The organism is Arthrobacter sp. NPDC080031 (genome assembly GCF_040702485.1).
Lineage (GTDB): Bacteria > Actinomycetota > Actinomycetes > Actinomycetales > Micrococcaceae > Arthrobacter.
Genome location: NZ_JBFBLA010000004.1, coordinates 114,281 through 134,423, shown reverse-complemented (window position 1 = coordinate 134,423; position 20,143 = coordinate 114,281). Strand labels below are relative to the sequence as shown.

Below are 20,143 nucleotides of genomic sequence, written 5' to 3'. Positions count from 1 at the left end.
TCCTTTGACTGTGCTGAATTTCTTGCAAGTTCGCTTGGGCGACTAAGAGTGGGATGGGCTGTCACCATGGCAACTGCCCGCTTCGGAGATCACTTTGGAAGCTGCGTATCCAGTCGATTTCCGTCCGCAGCATGGTCTGTTGGTACTTGACGTCGATCCAGAACTTGGGCTCGACGCCTTTCGCAGCGACAGCTTCTTCACCCCGGACCAGGAAGTCGAGTTGGTTTTCCAGGTTCGCCACTCGACGGTCCAGGAGTTCGAGTACGACGCCGGACGGCAGGTTGTGTGCCTCGGCGATCGCGTGGGGGAAGACCGGGTATTCGTTCACGGGTTCCGCCAGCATGTCCTGGAGCCGCTCGGTCAGCGCGTCCCTGCCGGTCCCGGTGATTCGGTAAGTGGTGCGCTCGGGCCGGTTGCCGGCACGGTCGATCCCTGTGGACTCGACCAGACCCGCCTCTTCCAGGCGGCCGACTGTGTGGTAGAGCGTCCCCGGGCGGACTTTGACCAAGCGGTCCTCGTGGCGGGCCATCAGGAGCTGGTACATCTCGTATGGATGCATCGGCGCCTCGACAAGGAGGGCCAATGCAGCGACGCCAAGTGGAGTCAGCGCGGCTCGTGCCATTTCCTCATCCTCCGTACGAACTATTCCACAACAACTATTCCACATGGAATATTTGAGCGCAAGGCAACCGCCGCAGCGAGGCGGTCCATGCTATCCGAGCAGTCCGAGAATGTCCGTGCGGGCAAACATCCGGGCGGCCTCGCGCGCTGTGGGGGCGCCGGCGTCGGGATCGGCCCCGGCGTCGATCAGAACGCGGGCCACCTCGGTGTACCCCTTGAAAACTGCGCCGGCCAGCGGCGTCTGGCCACGGTCGTTCGCGCCGTTTGCCTCTGCGCCGTGGTACAGCAGAAGCTGAACGGTTTCAGCGTGGCCATGGTATGCGGCCAACATCAGGAGCGAGTCGCCCGCGGCCGTCCGCATTCCAACCGGCGCGCCGGCATTGAGGTAGCTGCGCAGGAGTTCCGAGTTGCCTTCCCTGGCGGCATCGAACAAGGTGTGCGCCAAAGCGATGGCCTCGTCATCGGCACCCGTCGCTTGCGCGTCGGCGCCCGTCGTTTCGCTCATCGGTGGGGTCCCTTCAGGAATCCGGTCTGACGCCCCACCACCTGTCCGGCATCGGGCGCAACGATTACTTCCTGGGCGGCCGGATAAGGCTCCTCACCGTCCAGCACGGTCAGCACTTCCTGCGGGTCTACAGACCGCTTGATGAGCGCCAGTCCTATTGCCCCCATCTCGAAGTGCTGGGCCACAGATGTCAGCGTACCGACCTTGCGCTCTCCGGCAAATACGACGCTGCCCGGCGCCGGGAGGGTGTGCTGCGAGCCGTCCAATTGGAGGAAGACGAGCCGCCGGGGCGGGTGTCCAAGGTTGTGGACGCGGGCGATGGTCTCTTGGCCCTTGTAGCAGCCCTTGGACAAATGGACCGAGGTCCGGAGGAGATCGAGCTCGTGCGGGATGGTCTTCTCGTCCGTCTCCGCGCCGAGCCGGGGACGCCAGGCGGCGATGCGGAGCGCCTCCGCGGCCAACGAACCGGCGAGGGCCATACCCTCAACGGCCGCTTCAAGCTCGGCCGCGGGAATGAGGTACTCGAACCAGGGACGCTCCAGGCCGGGATGGGAGCTTTCCTCCACCACGCTGTAGGAGTAGCCGCCGACGCCGATGTGCGGCCACGGGTCCTCCCAGACGAGCCGCCCGGACCAGGCGTCAACGGGCTTGGTTGAGCCGACGACGGCCCAATCGGCGGACACGTCGGCCACCTCGACGCGCAACATGAACCGCATTTTGTCGAGCCACTCCGCGAGCGGGGCGGCCTCGGCGGCCTCGACCAGCAGCCAGGTGGTCTCGCCGTCGTCCACCACGCGGGCGTCGAACTCGATGCGGCCCTGGATGGTGAGGAGCAAAAGCTCGCTGGAGACGCGCGGCTGGAGGTTGGTCAGTTGCTGCGAGGAAAGGGTGTTGAGCCAGCTGAGGCGGTCCGGTCCGGTGACCGTGACAACGCCCCGGTAGGAAAGGTCGACGACGGCGGTGCCGGCGGCGAGTGCGCGCTGCTCGCGCAGGGGCTCGCCGTAGTGGGCCGCGACGCCGGAGTCCTCGCCGCCGCCTTCGACAGCTCCGGGGCGCGACAATAGGGGGCTCTTGTAAGTCATATGTAGTAGAAGTCCTTGGGGCTCAGCGGTATTCCGGGTTTTCAAAATCGAAGCGCGTGCCGGCTTTCCACTCATCCGGGAGGTTGCCGTAGGCAGGAATGCCGCCTACGTCCTTGAGCATCCGGGCGTAGTGGAGCAGGTTCCAGGTCATGAAGGTGGTGTTCCGGTTGGTGAAGTCACTCTCGGGACCGCCGGATCCTTCGTCGAGGTAGCTGGGTCCGGGGCCCACGGCCCCGATCCAGCCGGCATCGGCCTGGGGCGGAATGGTGAAGCCGACGTGCTGGAGGCTGTACAGGACGTTCATGGCGCAGTGCTTGATGCCGTCCTCGTTTCCGGTGATCAGGCAGCCGCCGACTTTTGGATAGTAGGCCCATTGGCCTTTGCTGTTGAGCTGGCCCGAATGGGCGTAGAGCCGCTCGATGAGCTTCTTGGTCTGGGAGGAGTTATCGCCAAGCCAGATAGGACCGGCCACCACCACGATGTCGGCCTCCAGCACGGCCGGATACAACTGGGGCCATTCATCCGTGGCCCAGCCGTGTTCGCGCATGTCCGGATAGACGCCGGCGGCAATGTCGTGGTCCACCGTGCGGATTACGCGGGTACTGACGCCCTGCTTTTCCATGATGCGCCGGCTGATGGCTATCAGTCCGTCGGTATTGCTCACTTGCGGGGATGGTTTGAGCGTCCCATTGAAAAAGACGGCCTTGAGATCGTCATAGCGGGCGGGCTTTGTTGCTTCGTTCACTTGCTGCTCCCCTTTGGTTCGGACTGCGAAACGGGACGTTCAGTGAGACCTCTTCGGTGAGACCTTGAAGCCAGGAACACGCCCTCCTACTAGAGCTTGTTCAGGAAAGCCGAAGCATGGGCCTCGAGCGACTTACCCGGAGTGGACACATCCCAGCGCCACAACAGATTGCCATCCACGAGTCCGAAGATCCGTGTGGCCGCAGTGTATTCCTTGGAGTGGCCGCCGCGCATCACCATATCGGTGCTCATCTGGATCTGCGGCCCCTTGATTTGGCCGTAGTACAGCTCGCTGATGCCTCCGGGATGGGCGATCGTCACGGCGATGTCGAACCCGCCGTCCGCGTTCCGGTGGGCTTCGACGTCGTCGGCCGTCTTCAATACGGGGACAATCTCCGCGGGAATCAGGCCCGGGCCGCCGTCGGCATCGAGCATTTTCCGCTCCAGGGCCCAGAAGCCTGTCTCCACAGTGAGTGGCCGCAGCTTGGTGCCGTCCTCGTCGCTGAGCCAGCTTTCGGCGCGGTACTCCAGGTACGGCAGACCGTGGTGCGTAAAGGAGACATGCTGGATGAAGTGTTCCGAGTCTTCCTCGCCGCTTCCAAGCCGTCCCCGGCCTTCCCACTCACCAATGAGCCAGGAAAGGGGTACCAATTCGGGTGTCAGGTCGGAAGGGATTTCGATGGGCACAGCAATTACCTCAGTGGACCGGAAGGTACAGAAGCTCTACTTCTGGCCCTTGAAGAGACGGTAAACGACAAAACCAGCGAACCACGCCATCGAGAGGCTGGCCAGGCCGAGGAGGACAAGGAAGAAGATTTCAAATGCAAGTACGGACATGATGCCATCCTAACTGTTAGTAGATGAGTAGTTTGTCGATGAAGTAGGACAACGCGCCAACCGCCCAGACGGGGGCGACACCCATTCCAAGGACAGCCGGGAAATTCAGGCGGCCGAGCCGAAGCGTCACCATCCGGCGGAAACTGACCAGGACCGAAGCGATCGCGACGCCCACCACGATGGCAGCCACGATAGCGATGTTGGAGAACACCAGGCCGGCCAGCGGAGCCACCAGCCCGGCCGCCACGATGCCCAAAGGCGCCACGACCCGGTCCGGCCAGCGCAACAAGCCGGCGAGCAGGGCGACCGCCGCGCTGAGGGCGGCGACCAACACCATTTCCTTGATCCCGTTGAATCTCGCCCCCGCAATCCAGCCCGCGCCAAGGCAGCTCAGCAGGACGCCGGCGCAGCTACCAAGGGTGGATTCGAGCCGTTGGGCCTGGCCGGTTCCGCGAATCAGCTGCACGACGAACACCGCAATCACGCCTGCAGCGATGAAGGCGGGAGTTGCGTCGAGAAATCCGGGGGCTGGCATCAGTCCGGCTGCCAAGGCCGAACCAGCACCGCTCAGCCCGATCACCGCGGCAAGGGTCTTCTTGGCGGGAACCGCTAGAAAATGGGGCCAGCCGATGCCTACTGCGGCCGAGGCCAGAATTCCGACGGCGACCAGGCCTTCCGTGGGGCCGTAAGAGCTGGCGACGAAAACCGCGAGCGCCGCGAGGCCGACCACCCCGATGCTCCAAGACTTCACTGCGCCCCTGACCTCACTGTGTCCCTAACCTCACTGCGCCCTCGTGGGATCCTCGATGAGCCCCATTTCGTTCCAGGCTGCTAGCAACCTCCTGCCAATCCTGCCTTATGAGGCACGAATATGTCGCAAACAGGGGTTGAAGGTGACACGAATCCCTGACGTTGCAGGGGCCTTTGGGTATACTCGGTTGTCAACAGCGCTTCTTGTTGCAACGCTTCCGTTACAACGGAACCACGCCCCATAAGCAGCTACCGGCCGGTGGAAACCCGGTTCAGACGCCCGATGATGCGCGGACCGCCCATTGGAGGAACTATGTCGCACATCCTGCTCCTGACGAACAGCACCGGCTCGTCGGTAGACATCCTGCCCGCCTTGGAGCTATTGAACCACCGGGTCCACATCCTTCCGGCAGAGCCAACGGCCTTGCTCGAAACCGACCCCACCGACGTCGTGTTCCTCGATGCCCGCAAGGACCTCGTAGGAGCCCGCTCCTTGACCCAACTCCTCAAAGCCACAGGCTTGAGCGCCCCCCTGATCCTGATCCTCACCGAAGGCGGCATGGCTGCCGTCTCTTCCGCCTGGTCGGTGGATGACATCGTCCTCGACTCCGCGGGGCCGGCCGAAGTCGAAGCCCGGATCCGTCTGGCCGTGGCCCGTGCCATCCCCGGCGAAGAGGAGGCCAACACCGAGATCCGGGCGGCCGGCGTCGTGATCGACGAGGCAAGCTATACGGCCCGTGTGAACGGGCAGCCGCTCAACCTGACCTTCAAGGAGTTCGAACTCCTGAAGTACCTGGCCCAGCACCCGGGCAGGGTGTTCACGCGCCAGCAGCTTCTCACCGAGGTTTGGGGCTACGACTACTACGGCGGCACGCGCACCGTGGACGTCCACGTCCGGCGCCTTCGTGCCAAGCTGGGCGCGGACCACGAGAACCTCATCAGCACCGTCCGCAACGTCGGCTACCGGCTGACCTTGGCCCGCTTGCCGGAAGATGAGCTCACGGAGGCCTAGGCTTCGAAGCACAGGGAAGGCCCGGACTCAATGAGTCCGGGCCTTCCCTGTGTTCGAGTAGAGGAGTGCTTGAGTGGAGGACATACGGGTCGAACGTATCGAGGCCACCCCACTGGTGGATCCCCCTCGTATCCTGCTTCGCGAAGCCGGACGAGATATAGACCTTACACGGCCAGGACCGGGCCTGCAAAATCCATCCCGCCAAACCGGCCGGAGGCGTATAGCCTTGCAGCATGAGCCTTGCGCACCCGGAGAACTGGCCCGTCCTCGTCGTCAAAGGCGCGTCGGATAACGAGTTGTTGAAAGACATCAAGACACTCGCCGCAGCTGCCGAGGAGTCCGACGGCAATCCCCCGCTGTCCGAACAGACCCTGGTCATGCTGCGCGGAGCCGATGCCGGCGACCACTCTGTGCTCACGCTGGCCCTGTATGCCCCGGACGAGCAGTCCGATCCGGCGAGCGGGCAGGATCTGGCGGGAATCGCCGTCGTGGTTGAAGCGGACGACGGGACCGGGGTCCTGGAAATGGCAGTGCACCCCAGCTACCGCAACCAAGGCGTCGCAGGCCGGCTGCTGGATTCACTCCAGTCCAGCCGCGGGCTCGAGGGGCTGAACGCGTGGTCCCATGGGAACCACGAGGCCGCCGCGGAGCTTGCGGCCCGTTACGGCTACGGCCCGGCGCGCGAACTGTGGAAGATGCGGCTCATGTCCTCCACGGCGGAACTGCCCGACGCCGGCCTGCCTGAGGGAGTTTCACTGCGCGCCTTCGTGCCGGGCCAGGATGAGTCCGCCTGGCTGGCAGCCAACAAGGCAGCATTCGCCCACCATCCCGAGCAGGGTTCCCTGACCAGGGCCGACCTGGAAGCCCGGATGGCCGAGGACTGGTTCGATCCCGCAGGTTTCCTGCTGGCTGTGAACCCGGCCGGGGAGCTGCTCGGATTCCATTGGACCAAGGTGCACCCCCGGCGAGGACCCCATCCGGCTATCGGCGAGGTTTACGTCGTGGGCGTGACGCCTGCGGCCCAGGGGCTGGGGCTTGGCAAGGCGCTCACTGTCGCCGGGATCAGGTATCTCCAGAGCCACGAGTTGCACTCCGTGATGTTGTACGTGGATGCCGACAACACCGCGGCCGTTGCCCTGTACCAGACGCTGGGCTTCGTCCGCTGGGACGTCGATGTCATGTATGCGCCGCTAACCCGGAAGTAACCCGGAACCAAGGCGTATCTGAAAGGCTAGGAACATCTAGGATTCCGGCACGTGGAATCCTTGTAGGGTTGAATCAAACCCCGCGCTGAACGAAGGAGAGCCCGATGAATCCGGACCCGGTCGGAACCACCAAAACCGAGGTCAAGGGCGCAACCTTGCCTCCCCGCTTCGGATCTTCCGAAGTCCCGGCTGCGCGGGCAACCCAGGACCGCATCGACATTCCCGAGTTTGCGCCCTCCCTTGAGCCGGAAGGCGACATCACTCCGGACCGCTTCCTGGACCGTGAGCTGAGCTGGCTCGCATTCAACTCCCGGGTTCTTGAGCTTGCGGAGGACCCGGACCTGTTCCTGCTGGAGCGGGTCAATTTCCTCTCCATCTTCGCCTCGAACCTGGATGAATTCTTCATGGTCCGGGTTGCGGGCTTGAAGCGCCGCATCGCCACGGGACTTGCGGTGCCCTCCCCCGCCGGGCTGAGCCCGATCGAAGTCCTGGAGCAGATCGGCGATGCCGCCCGGAAGCTGCAGGAACGCCACGCGCGCGTGTTCGCCGAGCAGATCCGCCCCGCTTTGGCCTATGAGCACATCCACCTCATGCGCTGGGACGAACTCGACGACGAGGCCCAGCACCGCTTGAGCATCATGTTCGGCGAGAAGGTCTTCCCGATCCTCACCCCGCTCGCCGTCGATCCTGCACACCCCTTCCCGTATATCTCCGGCCTTTCCCTCAACTTGGCCGTGATTGTCCGCAACCCCGTGAGCGACAAGGAACTGTTCGCCCGTGTCAAGGTGCCGGACCAGTTGCCGCGGCTCGTCTCGATCGACGGACCGCGCGCCGGCGCGGTCCCGGGCCGCGTGGCACGATTCATCGCGCTCGAAGAGGTCATCGCGGTGCATCTGGACAAGCTGTTCCCCGGAATGGAAGTCATGGAGCACCACTCCTTCCGCGTCACCCGCAACGAGGACGTGGAAGTTGAAGAGGACGACGCCGAGAACCTCTTGCAGGCGCTTGAAAAAGAACTTCTGCGCCGCCGCTTCGGCCCGCCCGTCCGGCTTGAGGTCACCACGGACATCAACCCGAACATCCGTGCGCTCCTGGTGCGCGAACTCGGCGTCGAGGAATCCGAGGTCTACTCCGTTCCGGCTCCCCTGGACCTCCGCGGCCTGTCGGTCATCGGCGGAATCGACCGCGCCGACCTCCACTACCCGAAGCACGTACCCCACACCTCGCGGTACTTGAACGAATCCGAGACGTCCAAGGCAGCTAACGTCTTCGCGGCGATGCGTCGCCGCGATATCCTGCTGCACCACCCGTACGACTCGTTCTCGACGTCGGTCCAGGCCTTCCTGGAGCAGGCGGCGGCCGACCCCAAGGTCCAGGCCATCAAGCAGACCCTGTACCGCACCTCCGGCGATTCCCCCATCGTGGACGCGCTGATCGACGCCGCCGAGGCCGGCAAGCAGGTCCTGGCGCTCGTGGAGATCAAGGCCCGCTTTGACGAGCAGGCCAACATCTCCTGGGCCCGCAAACTGGAGCAGGCCGGCGTGCATGTGGTGTACGGCATCGTGGGACTCAAGACGCACTGCAAGTTGTCCCTGGTTGTCCGCCAGGAAGTGGATGGCCTCCGCAGGTACTGCCATATCGGCACCGGCAACTACCACCCGCGGACGGCCCGCTACTACGAGGACCTTGGCCTGCTGACCTCCAATGAGCAGGTGGGCGAGGACCTGTCCAAGCTCTTCAACCAGCTCTCCGGATATGCCCCGAAGTCGACTTTCAAGCGGCTCCTCGTGGCGCCGCGCTCGGTGCGGTCCGGGTTGATCGACAGGATCGAGACCGAGATCCGCAACGCCCGCGCGGGAATTGCCGCCAAGGTGCAGATCAAGGTCAACTCCATGGTCGACGAGGCCACCATCGATGCCCTCTACCGGGCATCCCAGGCGGGGGTGAAGGTTGACGTCATTGTCCGTGGCATCTGCTCGCTGCGCCCGGGAGTGCCTGGGTTGAGCGAGAACATCACGGTCCGCTCCGTCCTGGGCCGCTTCCTGGAGCACTCGCGGGTGTTTGCCTTCGCCAATGCCAACGATCCCGTGGTCTACATCGGCTCCGCGGACATGATGCACCGCAACCTCGACCGCCGGGTTGAGGCCTTGGTGCAGCTCTCCAGCCGCGAAGACACAGCCGAGGTCATGGACCTGCTGCGCCGTTACATGGACCCCGGCACTGCCAGCTGGCACCTCGACAACCAAGGCCAATGGACCAGGTTCCACCAGGCCGAAGATGGCACGCCGCTGTTGGACATCCAGTCCTGGCTGCTTGCCTCCCGGTCCCGCCAACGTGCAGTTGCCCGGCGGTAGGCAGCAAAAAGTTGAAGAGCGATACACCTGTTGCAGACCAGACGGACCATCCCGGGGAGCCGATCGCCGTCACGGCGGCCGGCGCCATTCCCTGGCGCGTCACCAAGGGCGCCCTTGAGGTCCTGCTGATCCATCGGCCAAAGTACGACGACTGGTCCTGGCCCAAGGGCAAGCTCGACGCCGGGGAAACCATCCCGGAGTGCGCCGTACGCGAGATCAGGGAAGAAATCGGCCTCAAAGCCGCCCTCGGCATCCCCCTTCCTCCGACGCACTACCATGTGGCGGCCGGGCTGAAGGTCGTTCACTATTGGGCCACCCAGGTCAATGGGTCCGTCATCAAGCCGGACGGTGAGGAAGTGGACGCCTACATGTGGGCCGCACCGGACAAGGCGGCACGTTTCCTGAGCAACCCGACGGATGTAGCCCCGCTCCAGGCACTGGCGAAAGCCCACCTGAATGATGAGCTGGAGACGTGGCCCCTGATTCTGGTGCGCCATGCCAAGGCCAAGCCACGATCCTCCTGGAGCAAGGCCGAAGGCAGCCGGCCGCTGGCCGTGACAGGTCTGCGGCAGGCGCTGGCCGTGGAGCGGCTACTGGGCGTGTGGAAGCCCATGCGGATCGTGAGCAGTCCCTGGGCCAGGTGCGTATCCACTATCGCGCCCTACGCCAAGTCAGCCGGTGCCAAGGTGAAACTCGTAGATGCCTTGACCGAGCACAACCACCAGCGGAGCCCGAAGAAGACGTCCGCCGTCGTCGAGGGCTTGTTCGACAAGCAGCGCGGGGTTGCGCTGTGCACCCACAGGCCGGCACTCCCCACCGTCTTGAAGACGCTCGGCGAGCGCATGGGTGCCGAGCTTCGCGAGATGCTGCCTGCCCAGGATCCGTACCTGGCACCCGGCGAGATGATCGTGTGCCACGTGGCCCGCGGAAACGGCCAGCGCGTCGTGGCCGTGGAACAGATCAAGCCCTTCGACGACTGACTCCAGTAAGCTGGGTGCGTGAGCATCCCAACCCCATATGAAGACCTCCTGCGTGACGTCATGGCCAACGGCACGCATAAGTCGGACCGCACGGGCACCGGCACGCGGAGCGTTTTCGGCCGCCAGTTGCGCTTCGATTTGAGCCAGGGTTTCCCGCTCATAACCACCAAGCGGGTGCACTTCAAATCGCTCGCGCTGGAGCTCTTATGGTTCCTCCGCGGCGAATCGAACGTGAAGTGGCTCCAGGAGCAGGGTGTCACCATCTGGGATGAATGGGCGGACGCCGACGGCGAACTCGGCCCGGTGTACGGGGTGCAGTGGCGCAGCTGGCCGACCCCCGATGGCGGGCACATTGACCAGATCGCCGAGCTCATGAAGGGCCTGGCCGCCAACCCGGATTCCCGCCGCCACATCGTCTCGGCATGGAACGTGTCCGAGATCAAGGACATGGCCTTGCCGCCGTGCCACGCGTTCTTCCAGTTCTACGTTGCCGACGGCAAGTTGTCCTGCCAGTTGTACCAGCGTTCGGCAGACATGTTCCTGGGCGTTCCTTTCAACATCGCTTCCTATGCGCTGCTGACCTGCATGGTGGCCCAGCAGCTGGGCCTTGAGCCCGGCGATTTCGTCTGGACCGGCGGGGACGTCCACGTCTACGACAACCACGTCGAGCAAGTCACCGAGCAGCTCTCCCGGGAACCTTACGAGTACCCGCAACTGCGCTTCGCCCGCAAGCCCGACTCGATCTTCGACTACACCTTCGAGGACTTCGAAGTAGTCGGCTACCGCCACCACCCCTCGATCAAGGCTCCGGTGGCAGTATGAGCACCGAAGAACCGGGCCCGGGCGCCGAGGCGTTCAGCGAGGGCATCGCGGCGGCCATGACGGGAATCGGCTTGATCTGGGCGCAAACCACCTCCGGCGTTATTGGCAAGGACGGCGATATGCCGTGGCACCTGCCCGAAGACCTGAAGCACTTCAACAAGGTCACCAGCGGCCATCCCGTGATCATGGGTCGCAAGACCTGGGAGTCGTTCCCGGATAAGTACCGTCCGCTGCCCAACCGCACGAACATCGTCATCACCCGGCAGGAAGGCTGGGGCAGCACGCCGGGCGCGGAAGGCGCCGTCGTCGTCAATTCCATGGACACCGCGCTGCTTGAGTCGCAGTTCGCGCCGGGCCACGAGGCGGTCTGGATCCTGGGTGGCGGCGAGATCTTCGAGCAAGCCGCGGACCTCGCAACCGCCGCCGTTGTCACCACGATCGACGTCGAGACGGACGGTGACACTTTCGCGCCGACGCTCGACGAGAAGTGGACGTTCGAGTCCGTCGTACCAACTGAAGGCTGGCTGACCTCGAAGAACGGCACCAACTACCGGATCGCCACGTGGCGCCGGACGGAAGACTGAGAATGCTGAAGAAACCTGAGACCCTGTTCGTGCTCGGCTACATGTTGTTGCCGCTCTTCGCGCTATTGTCCGCGATCGTCGGGCTCACCATGATCCTCGGCGGCAACAAGATCCTGGGGATCATCGTCCTGGTAGTCGTAACCCAGGTCTTCGCCTTTGGCGCGTTCTACGCCTTGCGTTCCCGCAAGGCGGCCCTGCTGGAGGAACCCGACTCCGGCAAGTAGGAACCCGACTCCCGGCCCAAGTAACTCGCATTAGGTGTCGTTTTGAGGCGTCAAAACGACACCTACTGCCAGTCAGTTGGGTCCGGGCCACCTCGTGACGTAACCGACAGCGGCCGGGAGCCGCGAAAGTCTAGACTGGTCCAATGACTACAGCAGCTAATCCGTCCGTTGGACTGGTCGGTTGGCGTGGCATGGTCGGCTCCGTCCTGATGCAGCGCATGCAGGAAGAGGGCGACTTCGCCAACATCAACCCGGTATTTTTCTCCACCTCGAACGCAGGAGGTGCCTCGCCGTCATTCGCTGGTACAGCAGAAGGCAGCGCAGGCAAGCTCGAAAACGCGTTCGATATTGAGACTCTTGCCAAGCTGCCGATTATTGTCACTGCCCAGGGCGGCGACTACACGAAGCAGGTCCACGGCGAGCTGCGCAGCCGTGGCTGGGACGGGCTATGGATCGATGCCGCGTCCACGCTGCGCATGAACGAGGACTCCATCATCGTCCTGGACCCGATTAACCGCGACGTCATCGACGCAGGCCTGTCCGGCGGCGTGAAGGACTACATCGGCGGCAACTGCACCGTGTCCTGCATGCTCATGGGGCTCGGTGGCCTGTTCAAGAACAACCTGGTCGAGTGGGGCACCTCCATGACCTACCAGGCGGCCTCGGGCGGCGGTGCCCGCCACATGCGCGAACTGCTCAACCAGTTCGGCACCCTCAACAACGAAGTCAGCAGCGAACTGGACGATCCGGCGTCGGCGATCCTGGAAATCGACCGCAAGGTCCTGGCCACCCAGCGCTCCGGAGTCGACGCCACCCAATTCGGCGTCCCGCTGGCCGGCTCCCTGATCCCCTGGATCGACGCCGACCTCGGCAACGGCCAGTCCAAGGAAGAGTGGAAGGCAGGGGTGGAAACCAACAAGATCCTCGGCACGGGCAACGGAAAGCCCGGCAAGGACCATGTGGTGATGGACGGCCTTTGCGTCCGTATCGGCGCCATGCGCTCCCACTCCCAGGCACTGACGCTCAAACTGCGCGAGGACTTGTCCGTCGCCGAAATCGAAAAGCTGCTGGACGCTGACAACGAGTGGGCCAAGGTTGTGCCCAACACCAAGGAAGCCTCCATGGCGGACCTCACCCCGGTTGCTGCCTCCGGCACTTTGGAGATCCCCGTAGGCCGTATCCGCAAGCTTGAGATGGGCCCGGAATACATCAGCGCCTTCACCGTGGGCGACCAGCTCCTCTGGGGCGCTGCCGAGCCGCTGCGCCGCATGCTGAAGATCGCCACGGGCAACCTCTAGGACTCGTGGTTTTAATCAACTGACTCGCAGTTGATGTCGTTTTGAGCCCTCATAACGACATCAACTGCGGGTCAGTTGGGTGCCCTCAACTCTCCATGAACCGAAGGTACTTTGCCGCCTGAAGTTCGAAGGACCGCTTGGCTGCCGGAGCCAGGCCTTGCGGGGCGAACGGTTCGGGCACGACGACGGCGCTCCGGCCGGCGCCGCTGCGGGACCACGTGCCCACCACCTCGCCGCCGGACACGATCATCCGCTTGAAGACCCCGTTGCCGCCCGGAACGACCTTCTGGAAATGCTCCGGTGGCAGGACAAGGCTGCGGTCCGTATACCCGAGCAGGAATTCATCGAATCCCGGCAAGGCGAGGACCGCCCGCGAGCCGGGGACGCCATCGTCGAGCAGTGCCGCCGTCTCGGGCGACAGCCAATAGGACGTTTCCCGGAAGACGAGCTCCACGAGTTGGCCTCGAATAGCTTCGTGGGCTGCGCGGACCTCGGCTTTGGGGATCTGGGTCCACCACGCGAAGTCCAAAAGCGTGGCCGGTCCGTGGCTGCGTATATACCTGAGCAGGAATTCGGCAATCCCTTCTTCCCGGCTCAGCATCGTGGATTCCGGAATCCACTCATCGAAGGCCACGAAAAGTTGCTGTCCCAGGGCTTTGCCCGCCGTGCCGGCCGGGGGCCCTTGGACCAGCCAGGCGTTCTGGCACAGAATCCAGAGCAAATGGATGCCGCGCTGGGCTGCGGTCACTTGGCCTGCGGATTCGAAGATCTTGAAAAGCTCCTCGCGCGTGGCGCCGGGGCTGCCCGCGACGCGTTCAAGCGCAAGGTCCCGGCACGTTGCGATGTCTGCTTCGTCGATGCCGAGTTCCCGGTGCCGCGCGGCCACCGAACGCATGGATCGTTCGGTGGTGATGGCCAGGATCCAGCGCAAGTCCCGTGGTGGCACCAGGTGCAGCGTTCCCCGCATCGGCCAGGACCGGACCACTGTGCCGTTCTCCAGCGCCTCCAATACCTTCGAGAGGCCGGAACCAGGGACCCGCTGCCCCACGGCCCAGAACGCCGAGGCCAGGTCCTGGGCCTGCATGGCGCCCATCCTGGAGACGCATTCACCGGGACTACTGAAACCCCCAAGCAATCCTTGGCTCGCAAGTCGCAGCCTGCCCATGACTTTGGGAGTGACGCTGATCTTAGCCGAAGCTGCCATGGCCCCATCATAGGGCGCACGGCGGACAGCTTCGGTCCTCAATAGCACGGGAGAGGAACTCCCACGCCGCTCACAGGAGCCTTCCAGCGGGCCCTCCTAGGCTAGGAGAATGCTGTTCGGTGAGTTAGGTCCGCTGCTGCGGCCGCTCAGCCGGCGGTTAGCGGCCGCTGGTTGGTGCGCCGCCGCCGTCGGGCTTGTCTGCGGCCTGGCAATAGCTGTTGGTGCGGGGGTGCGATTGTCCCCGTCCATGCAGACTGTCCAGGAAGTGGGACTCGCCGCTACCGGCGCCGCGGCCCTCCTCCTTGGCCTTGCTACCGCATGCCAGCCACCGTCCGACCGGGACCTCGACGATACCGAGTCGGCGTTCCAGACAGGCGCGGGCGATCACGTGCGCAGCTTCCTGCTCGCAGCCATCGTCATGCTCCTGGGCGTGGCAGGCTTCGCGGCAGCCGGCTGGATTTCGCCCGGCGGTCCGTCGCCGCAGAGCATAGCGTTCAGCCAGATCTTCCTCTTGGGGGCCGCCAGTTGCGGGCTGACGTTCCTGCTGCTCAACAAGGTCCTTCCGACCGGAAAGCGCTGAAGCGCGTTCCTAAGCGCCGTTCCTGAGCGCGCTCCTACAGGGCCAGATCGATCAGCAGCGGCTCCGGATGTAGTTCAATGCCAAAACGCTCGACGACGCCGCGACGCACCTCACGGGCGATCGCCACCATGTCCTCCGCGCTGGCTCCTCCCCGGTTGGTGATGGCCAGGGTGTGTTTGGTGGACAGCGAGGCGCGGCCGCCGGAGACGCTTTCGGGTTCGAGTCCGAAGCCCTTTCCGAAGCCGGCTTGGTCGATCAGCCAGGCTGCGGACAGCTTGACGAGGCCATCGTTTCCGGCCGGGTACTGCGGCGCTCCGTCGGGCAACGCTGCCGCCGCTTTGGCCGGCACAATCGGGTTGGTGAAAAAGGAACCCGTGGAATACGTGTCCCTGTCCGAAGCGTCCAGGACCATGCCCTTGGAGGCACGCAGCCGCAGGACTTCGCGCCGGACGTCGTTGGAATACGCGCGCTTCCCGGCCTCGACCCCGAGGGACCGGGCCAGCTCCGCGTACCGGATGGGCGCGCTCATGCGTCCGAGCGGCAGCTGGAATTCAACGGTCAAAACCACATAACGGGGTGAGCCCTCGCTGGTGGTCTGTTTGAGGATGGAGTCCCGGTAGCCGAACTTGAGCTCGGAGTTGGTGAAGGTTTGCACAGCGTTGCGTTCGCGGTCCCAGGTACGCACTGCGGCGATGGTCTGGGAGACGTCGGCACCATAGGCACCCACATTCTGCACAGGAGTGGCGCCCGTGGCGCCCGGGATGCCTGAGAGTGCCTCCAGCCCGGACCACGCGTGCAGCACGGAGTGCTCCACGAGGGCATCCCAATTGTGCCCGGCCTGGACTACCACGGAAACGCCCCCGCAGCTATCCTCCGAGTTCACGGTGAAGCCTTGGGAAGCGATCTTGAGGACGGTGCCCGGGTATCCGGCGTCGGAGATCAGAAGGTTGGATCCCCCACCGATGATGAGCAGTTTCTCGCCCGCGGCATCCGCCGAGCGGACGGCGTCGATGATTTCCCCTTCGGTGCGGGCCTCCACAAAGGTGCCGGCAGGACCACCAACGGCGGCCGTGGTCAGTTCGGAAAGCATCGTCTGGGTCACCAAACAAGCCTAGCGGGGATTGCCTGCCCCGGCCGACTCAGGGGCGCGCCGACTCAGGGGCGCGCCGACTCAGGGGCGCGCCGGCTCAGGGGCGCTCCGGCTCAGGGGCTCGCCGGCTCAGGGGCGCTCCGGCTCAGGGGCGCGCTTCCGCGAGACGGGCGCCAGGAAGAAGCTCGCGACGAGCAGGACCAGGACGGCGAGCAAGGAATGCAGGATGCCGAAGTGCTCCGCCAGCAGTCCCAACAGCGGCGGACCGCAAAGGAACGCCCCATAGCCGATCGTGGAGACCACCGAGACCCGGGCCGCTGCGTGGGCCGGATCGTCCGCGGCAGCGGACATGCCCACCGGGAACCCCAAAGAAGCACCCAGGCCCCAGAGAGCCAGTGCCGCGAAGGCGAGCCACGGTACCGGGGAGAAGACAAAGAGTGCCAGCCCCACCACAGCCGTGGCCGAGCACCAGCGCATTACAGGCACGCGTCCGAAGCGGTCCAGGACCACGGTCCCGGCAAAGCGGCCCACAGTCATGAACGTCACGAAGATTCCATAACCGATGGCTCCGGCGGCATCGGATTGACCGTGGCCGTCGGCCAACGCCAAGGCCACCCAGTCCCCCGCCGCGCCCTCAGCCAAGGCGAGCCCCAGGACGAGCAATCCAAGCAGGAGGGTCCGGCGTTCGCGCCACGCCCGCGCCACCATGCGCTTGCTGTCCAATGGTTCGGCCGGTCCCTGCTTGCCGGGCCGGATGATGGGCAAGGGACCGGTGGAAGGATCTTCAAAGGTGTCCGGCTTTCCGGGTTTGAAGGCCTTTGCGGGCGCTACCGGCGTCGAGTCCGCACGGAACCATGCAGTTGCTGTCACCACCGAGACCGCGACCACCACGCCGGCCGCAGCCAGATGCCAGAAGACAGGCAGTCCCGCGGCAGCGGCCCAGGCGCCGAGCCCTGCGCCCGCAACGGTGCCGAGGCTGAAGGATCCGTGGAGACGGGGCATGATGTGCCGCTCAAGGGCGCGTTCAAGCGACGCTCCCTCTACGTTGGATGCCGTGTTCCAGCTGGCCGTGCCGAGCCCGATCACCATGAGTCCAAGCGCCACGACCACGGGGTTGGCCAGCACGGACGTGCCAAAACCGGCCACCGCCAGGCCGAGGCCCACCATGGCGCCGCCAATCCGCGTGGTCAGTCGTGATCCGAGCCGGATCACGATCATCCCGGACGCGGACACCGAGAGGAACGATGCCACCGTCATGCACATGAGCAAGAGGCCAACCGTGCCGGGCGTCAGGTTCAGGCCATCGCGGATCGCGGGCAAGCGGGAGACCCAGGACGAGAAGGCCAGGCCGCTGGCGCCGTACGCGGCCACCACAGCATTGCGCCACCGCGACAATTCCGCCGCGGTGGCGCGAGGTGCTGATTGTTGCAGCCTGCTCAAGCGAGCTTCACAACGGCCTGGGACTTCATGAGGACCTTCTGGCCGGCAAAGGTGACGGTCAGGTCAATGCGCGCGGTGCGGGCTTCGGCGTCGAGCGCTCCCACCACTCCGGCGACCTCGATCACGGCGCCGGGCTCGCTGGTACCGGTGGTGTCGGCGACCAGCACCGGTTTGGTGAAGCGCGTCTGGTAGTCGACGACGGCGGCGGGGTCGCCGGCCCAGTCGCTCACCAATTGCACGGCGGAGCCCATCGTGAACATGCCGTGGGCGATGACTCCGGGAAGTTCGACGCTGGTGGCGAAGGATTCGTTCCAGTGGATCGGGTTGAAGTCGCCGGATGCGCCGGCGTACTTGACCAGGTCCTGGCGCGTGACCTCGATGCTGCGTGTGCCGATTTCCTGCCCTACGGCGAGTTCTTCAAGTTTCAAGCTCATGGTTACTGTCCCTCTCCGCGGACCAGGATGGACGAAGTGGTGGTGGCGACCCTCTCGCGCTGGTTGTCCTCGCGGACCGCGAAGATTTCCGAACGCGTGGTGATCATGGCCCCGCCGCCCATGGCGCGGACGCCGTCGACGTGCAGTTCGGCCCGCAACCGATCCCCGGCAACGATCGGGCGGTGGTGCGTGAAGCGCTGGTCGGCGTGCACTACGCGGCTGAAGTCGATCCCGGAATCGGGGTCCTCGATCAGCTGGGCATCGGCCCGCTGGGCGACGATGATGGCGAAGGTCGGCGGGGCGACGAGGTCGCTGTGGCCAAGGGCCTTGGCGGCTTCGACGTCGAAGTGGGCGGGGTGGGTGGCCTTCACCGCCCGGGCGAACTCGCGGATCTTTTCGCGGCCGACGTCGTACACCTCTGCGGCAGGGTAGCTGCGGCCCTGCAAATCCGGGTTAATAGTCATGCTCCAACCCTATCGCCCGGGACGTGTCTCCTGATTAGCGTCGACGCCGGGCCGCTACTCCGTGGCAGGCGGTCCGAACCATCTGGTCAGCGCGACGTCAAGGCCCAGCCGGGTTCGGTCTCCCACCCAGGCCACATATCCGTCGGGCCGGATCAACACGGCGGCGGGAGGAGTGACCGCCCCGAGTGCCGGAAGTTCCCAGGTCCCGGTGTATGTGGCGTCAATCAGCTGAACGCGGTCCGCCCACGGCGCGATGTCGACGCCGCCAGGCTCGCCAAGGTTGAGGAGCACCGGCCGGGCGTCGTGCAGCAGGGTGAAGACACGCAGCGGACCGCTTGGGGTGGCGAGGTCGAGATCGGGCATGCGGCGTCCGAGCAGCGGGTGCCCCTCGCCGACGTCGTAATGCACATCGAGGCCGGACTGCATCGCGGCGTAGCGCTTGCGCGGTTCCTCCATGTCGAGGAGTTCGGCAATGACCTCGCCCACGGCTTTCGTACGTTCGTCCGGCCGGCGAAGCGCGACACTCGCCATCGTGTTGCGCAGCACACGGGCGGCCACCGGGTGGCGCTCGGCGTGGTAGGTGTCGAGGAGGCTTTCCGGCGATGTCCGCTTGAGAACCTGGGCCAGCTTCCATCCCAGGTTCACGGCATCCTGCACACCCGTATTGAGGCCCTGTCCACCGTCCGGGGCATGCACGTGTGCGGCGTCGCCGGCGAGCAGGACCCGCCTGTCGCGGTAATTCGCGGCCTGCCGGGTCATGTCGGTGAATCTGGAGATCCAGATGGGACTGTGGATGCCGTAATCCGTCCCGCAAACGGCGATGAGCGCCTTGCTCAAGTCATCGAGGGTGGGTTCGGTGGCGGGTCCCACGTGCTGTTCGGTCACCATGACTCCGACAGGCCCGCCATCCGCGTAGACCACCTTGCCGTCGAGAATCTTGTACTCCAATTTGCCGAAGGAGTGGATGCCGAAAGCATTGGTGTGGACGCCCAAGGGCGGCTGCTCGGCCATCTCCACCTGGGCGATCAGGGCGCTCGTGGTCGGATCCCACCCGGGGAATTCGATTCCGGCTGCCTTACGGACGAGGCTGCGGCCGCCGTCGCACCCGACGAGGTATTCCGCGCGCAGCGCCTGGCCGGCGGACAGTCCGACGTCGACGCCGGTCTCATCCTGCGCGAATCCGGTCACCTCGCGTCCGTAATAGATCGGCACCGTCAGCTCGGCAACCCAGCCGGCCAGGATGCGCTCGATGTGGTTCTGCCACAGCCCGAGCCCATAGTTGTGCCGGGTGGGAAAGTCGCTGATGTCAAAACGGACGCCGCCGAACCCGGCGACCTGGGCCACCTGCCCCTCGGACAGGAACCGATCAGCGATTCCGCGCTGATCGAGGACCTCGATGGTGCGTGAGTGCAAACCGCCCGCGCGTGAGCCGGCGAGGTCCTGGTTTGGACGCCGCTCGACAATCGCGACGTCGATGCCGGCCAATGCCAACTCGCCCGCCAGCATCAGCCCTGTGGGGCCACCTCCTACGATCACCACTGCATGCTTGGTCATCGCCATGCTCCGCCAGGCTACTTCTTCAAGCCCTTGCGGACCTGCTGTCCGCGTACCACCATGCCCACGACATGCAGGACCAGGCCGAGGCCGATCACGAACAACGACGTCAGCGCAAGGCCTTGGTTATGGGAGGTGTTGCCGATGATCGTGAGGATGATCCCGACGGCGATAAGCCCCATCGCGCCGAAAACCAGCGTCTTATAGGTGGTGGAAGCAGTAGCCCAGAATTCGTTCAGCACCACCCAAGTTTAGGGCACTTGGCAGAACAGCGGGTCCTGCAGGGCCGGAAACCCGACAAGCCTACCAACCCTCGCTCACCTATAGCCCGCTTTCCTCAAACCCTCGCTCACCTATGA

22 protein-coding genes are annotated in these 20,143 nt (G+C 64.8%); 9 read left to right on the top strand and 13 right to left on the bottom strand.

Going from position 1 to position 20,143, the window contains the following annotated elements:
• Positions 1–61: 61 nt before the first annotated feature.
• The 6 genes from AB0323_RS04875 to AB0323_RS04850 form a co-directional block, all read right to left on the bottom strand.
• A complete protein-coding gene (locus AB0323_RS04875) occupies positions 62–622 on the bottom strand; it encodes a PadR family transcriptional regulator (RefSeq protein ID WP_366176361.1) in 561 nt (186 codons plus the stop codon).
• A 90-nt stretch (positions 623–712) separates the two neighbouring features.
• A complete protein-coding gene (locus AB0323_RS04870; protein ID WP_366176360.1) occupies positions 713–1,126 on the bottom strand; it encodes an ankyrin repeat domain-containing protein in 414 nt (137 codons plus the stop codon).
• Entirely contained in the window at positions 1,123–2,208 is a 1,086-nt protein-coding gene (locus AB0323_RS04865) for a folate-binding protein (RefSeq protein WP_364535148.1), read from the bottom strand. Before AB0323_RS04865 ends, AB0323_RS04870 begins: the two co-directional genes overlap by 4 nt.
• 22 nt (positions 2,209–2,230) lie before the next feature.
• Positions 2,231–2,953, bottom strand: a complete 723-nt coding sequence (locus tag AB0323_RS04860) for a flavodoxin family protein (protein ID WP_366176359.1) — start codon at positions 2,951–2,953, stop codon at positions 2,231–2,233.
• Between the two features lie 89 nt (positions 2,954–3,042).
• Positions 3,043–3,639: an FABP family protein gene (locus tag AB0323_RS04855; protein ID WP_366176358.1), complete on the bottom strand. Its 597-nt coding sequence runs from the start codon at positions 3,637–3,639 to the stop codon at positions 3,043–3,045.
• A gap of 166 nt (positions 3,640–3,805) precedes the next feature.
• On the bottom strand, positions 3,806–4,540 hold the full coding sequence (locus AB0323_RS04850; RefSeq protein WP_366176357.1) for a permease: 735 nt from the start codon (positions 4,538–4,540) through the stop codon (positions 3,806–3,808).
• Positions 4,541–4,852: 312 nt separating this feature from the next.
• Here AB0323_RS04850 and AB0323_RS04845 point away from each other — a divergent pair, with 312 nt between their 5' ends.
• From AB0323_RS04845 to asd, 8 genes are all read left to right on the top strand, one after another.
• Positions 4,853–5,551 (top strand): response regulator transcription factor, encoded by a 699-nt coding sequence (locus AB0323_RS04845; RefSeq protein ID WP_364535160.1) that lies wholly within the window; start codon positions 4,853–4,855, stop codon positions 5,549–5,551.
• A gap of 233 nt (positions 5,552–5,784) precedes the next feature.
• Positions 5,785–6,756, top strand: coding sequence for a mycothiol synthase (mshD, locus tag AB0323_RS04840; protein ID WP_366176356.1), 972 nt, complete (start codon positions 5,785–5,787; stop codon positions 6,754–6,756).
• 104 nt (positions 6,757–6,860) lie between these two features.
• Positions 6,861–9,110 (top strand): RNA degradosome polyphosphate kinase, encoded by a 2,250-nt coding sequence (locus tag AB0323_RS04835; protein ID WP_366176355.1) that lies wholly within the window; start codon positions 6,861–6,863, stop codon positions 9,108–9,110.
• 11 nt (positions 9,111–9,121) lie between these two features.
• The gene (locus tag AB0323_RS04830; protein WP_366176354.1) at positions 9,122–10,090 is read left to right on the top strand and encodes an NUDIX hydrolase; all 969 of its coding nucleotides are present in this window, start codon (positions 9,122–9,124) and stop codon (positions 10,088–10,090) included.
• Between the two features lie 18 nt (positions 10,091–10,108).
• A complete protein-coding gene (locus AB0323_RS04825; RefSeq protein WP_366176353.1) occupies positions 10,109–10,912 on the top strand; it encodes a thymidylate synthase in 804 nt (267 codons plus the stop codon).
• Entirely contained in the window at positions 10,909–11,496 is a 588-nt protein-coding gene (locus tag AB0323_RS04820; protein WP_366176352.1) for a dihydrofolate reductase, read from the top strand. Before AB0323_RS04825 ends, AB0323_RS04820 begins: the two co-directional genes overlap by 4 nt.
• A gap of 2 nt (positions 11,497–11,498) precedes the next feature.
• Positions 11,499–11,720: an NF038396 family protein gene (locus AB0323_RS04815; RefSeq protein WP_366176351.1), complete on the top strand. Its 222-nt coding sequence runs from the start codon at positions 11,499–11,501 to the stop codon at positions 11,718–11,720.
• A 143-nt stretch (positions 11,721–11,863) separates the two neighbouring features.
• The gene (asd, locus tag AB0323_RS04810; RefSeq protein WP_366176350.1) at positions 11,864–13,018 is read left to right on the top strand and encodes an aspartate-semialdehyde dehydrogenase; all 1,155 of its coding nucleotides are present in this window, start codon (positions 11,864–11,866) and stop codon (positions 13,016–13,018) included.
• An 85-nt stretch (positions 13,019–13,103) separates the two neighbouring features.
• Here asd and AB0323_RS04805 read toward each other — a convergent pair whose 3' ends face one another.
• Positions 13,104–14,222: a winged helix DNA-binding domain-containing protein gene (locus tag AB0323_RS04805; RefSeq protein WP_366176349.1), complete on the bottom strand. Its 1,119-nt coding sequence runs from the start codon at positions 14,220–14,222 to the stop codon at positions 13,104–13,106.
• Positions 14,223–14,331: 109 nt separating this feature from the next.
• Between AB0323_RS04805 and AB0323_RS04800 the strand changes: the two genes are divergently transcribed.
• Complete coding sequence (locus AB0323_RS04800; RefSeq protein WP_364535184.1) at positions 14,332–14,802, top strand: hypothetical protein; 471 nt, start codon at positions 14,332–14,334, stop codon at positions 14,800–14,802.
• Positions 14,803–14,836: 34 nt separating this feature from the next.
• Here the strand turns inward: AB0323_RS04800 and AB0323_RS04795 are convergent, their stop codons facing one another.
• From AB0323_RS04795 to AB0323_RS04770, 6 genes are all read right to left on the bottom strand, one after another.
• Positions 14,837–15,904, bottom strand: a complete 1,068-nt coding sequence (locus AB0323_RS04795) for a UDP-N-acetylmuramate dehydrogenase (protein WP_366176348.1) — start codon at positions 15,902–15,904, stop codon at positions 14,837–14,839.
• Positions 15,905–16,021: 117 nt separating this feature from the next.
• Entirely contained in the window at positions 16,022–17,332 is a 1,311-nt protein-coding gene (locus AB0323_RS04790; protein WP_366176347.1) for an MFS transporter, read from the bottom strand.
• A complete protein-coding gene (locus AB0323_RS04785; RefSeq protein ID WP_366176346.1) occupies positions 17,329–17,766 on the bottom strand; it encodes a MaoC family dehydratase in 438 nt (145 codons plus the stop codon). Before AB0323_RS04785 ends, AB0323_RS04790 begins: the two co-directional genes overlap by 4 nt.
• A 2-nt stretch (positions 17,767–17,768) precedes the next feature.
• Entirely contained in the window at positions 17,769–18,230 is a 462-nt protein-coding gene (locus AB0323_RS04780) for a MaoC family dehydratase N-terminal domain-containing protein (protein ID WP_366176345.1), read from the bottom strand.
• A 54-nt stretch (positions 18,231–18,284) separates the two neighbouring features.
• A complete protein-coding gene (locus AB0323_RS04775; protein ID WP_366176344.1) occupies positions 18,285–19,784 on the bottom strand; it encodes an FAD-dependent monooxygenase in 1,500 nt (499 codons plus the stop codon).
• A 17-nt stretch (positions 19,785–19,801) separates the two neighbouring features.
• Positions 19,802–20,026: a DUF3188 domain-containing protein gene (locus AB0323_RS04770; RefSeq protein ID WP_364535201.1), complete on the bottom strand. Its 225-nt coding sequence runs from the start codon at positions 20,024–20,026 to the stop codon at positions 19,802–19,804.
• Positions 20,027–20,143: the final 117 nt, after the last annotated feature.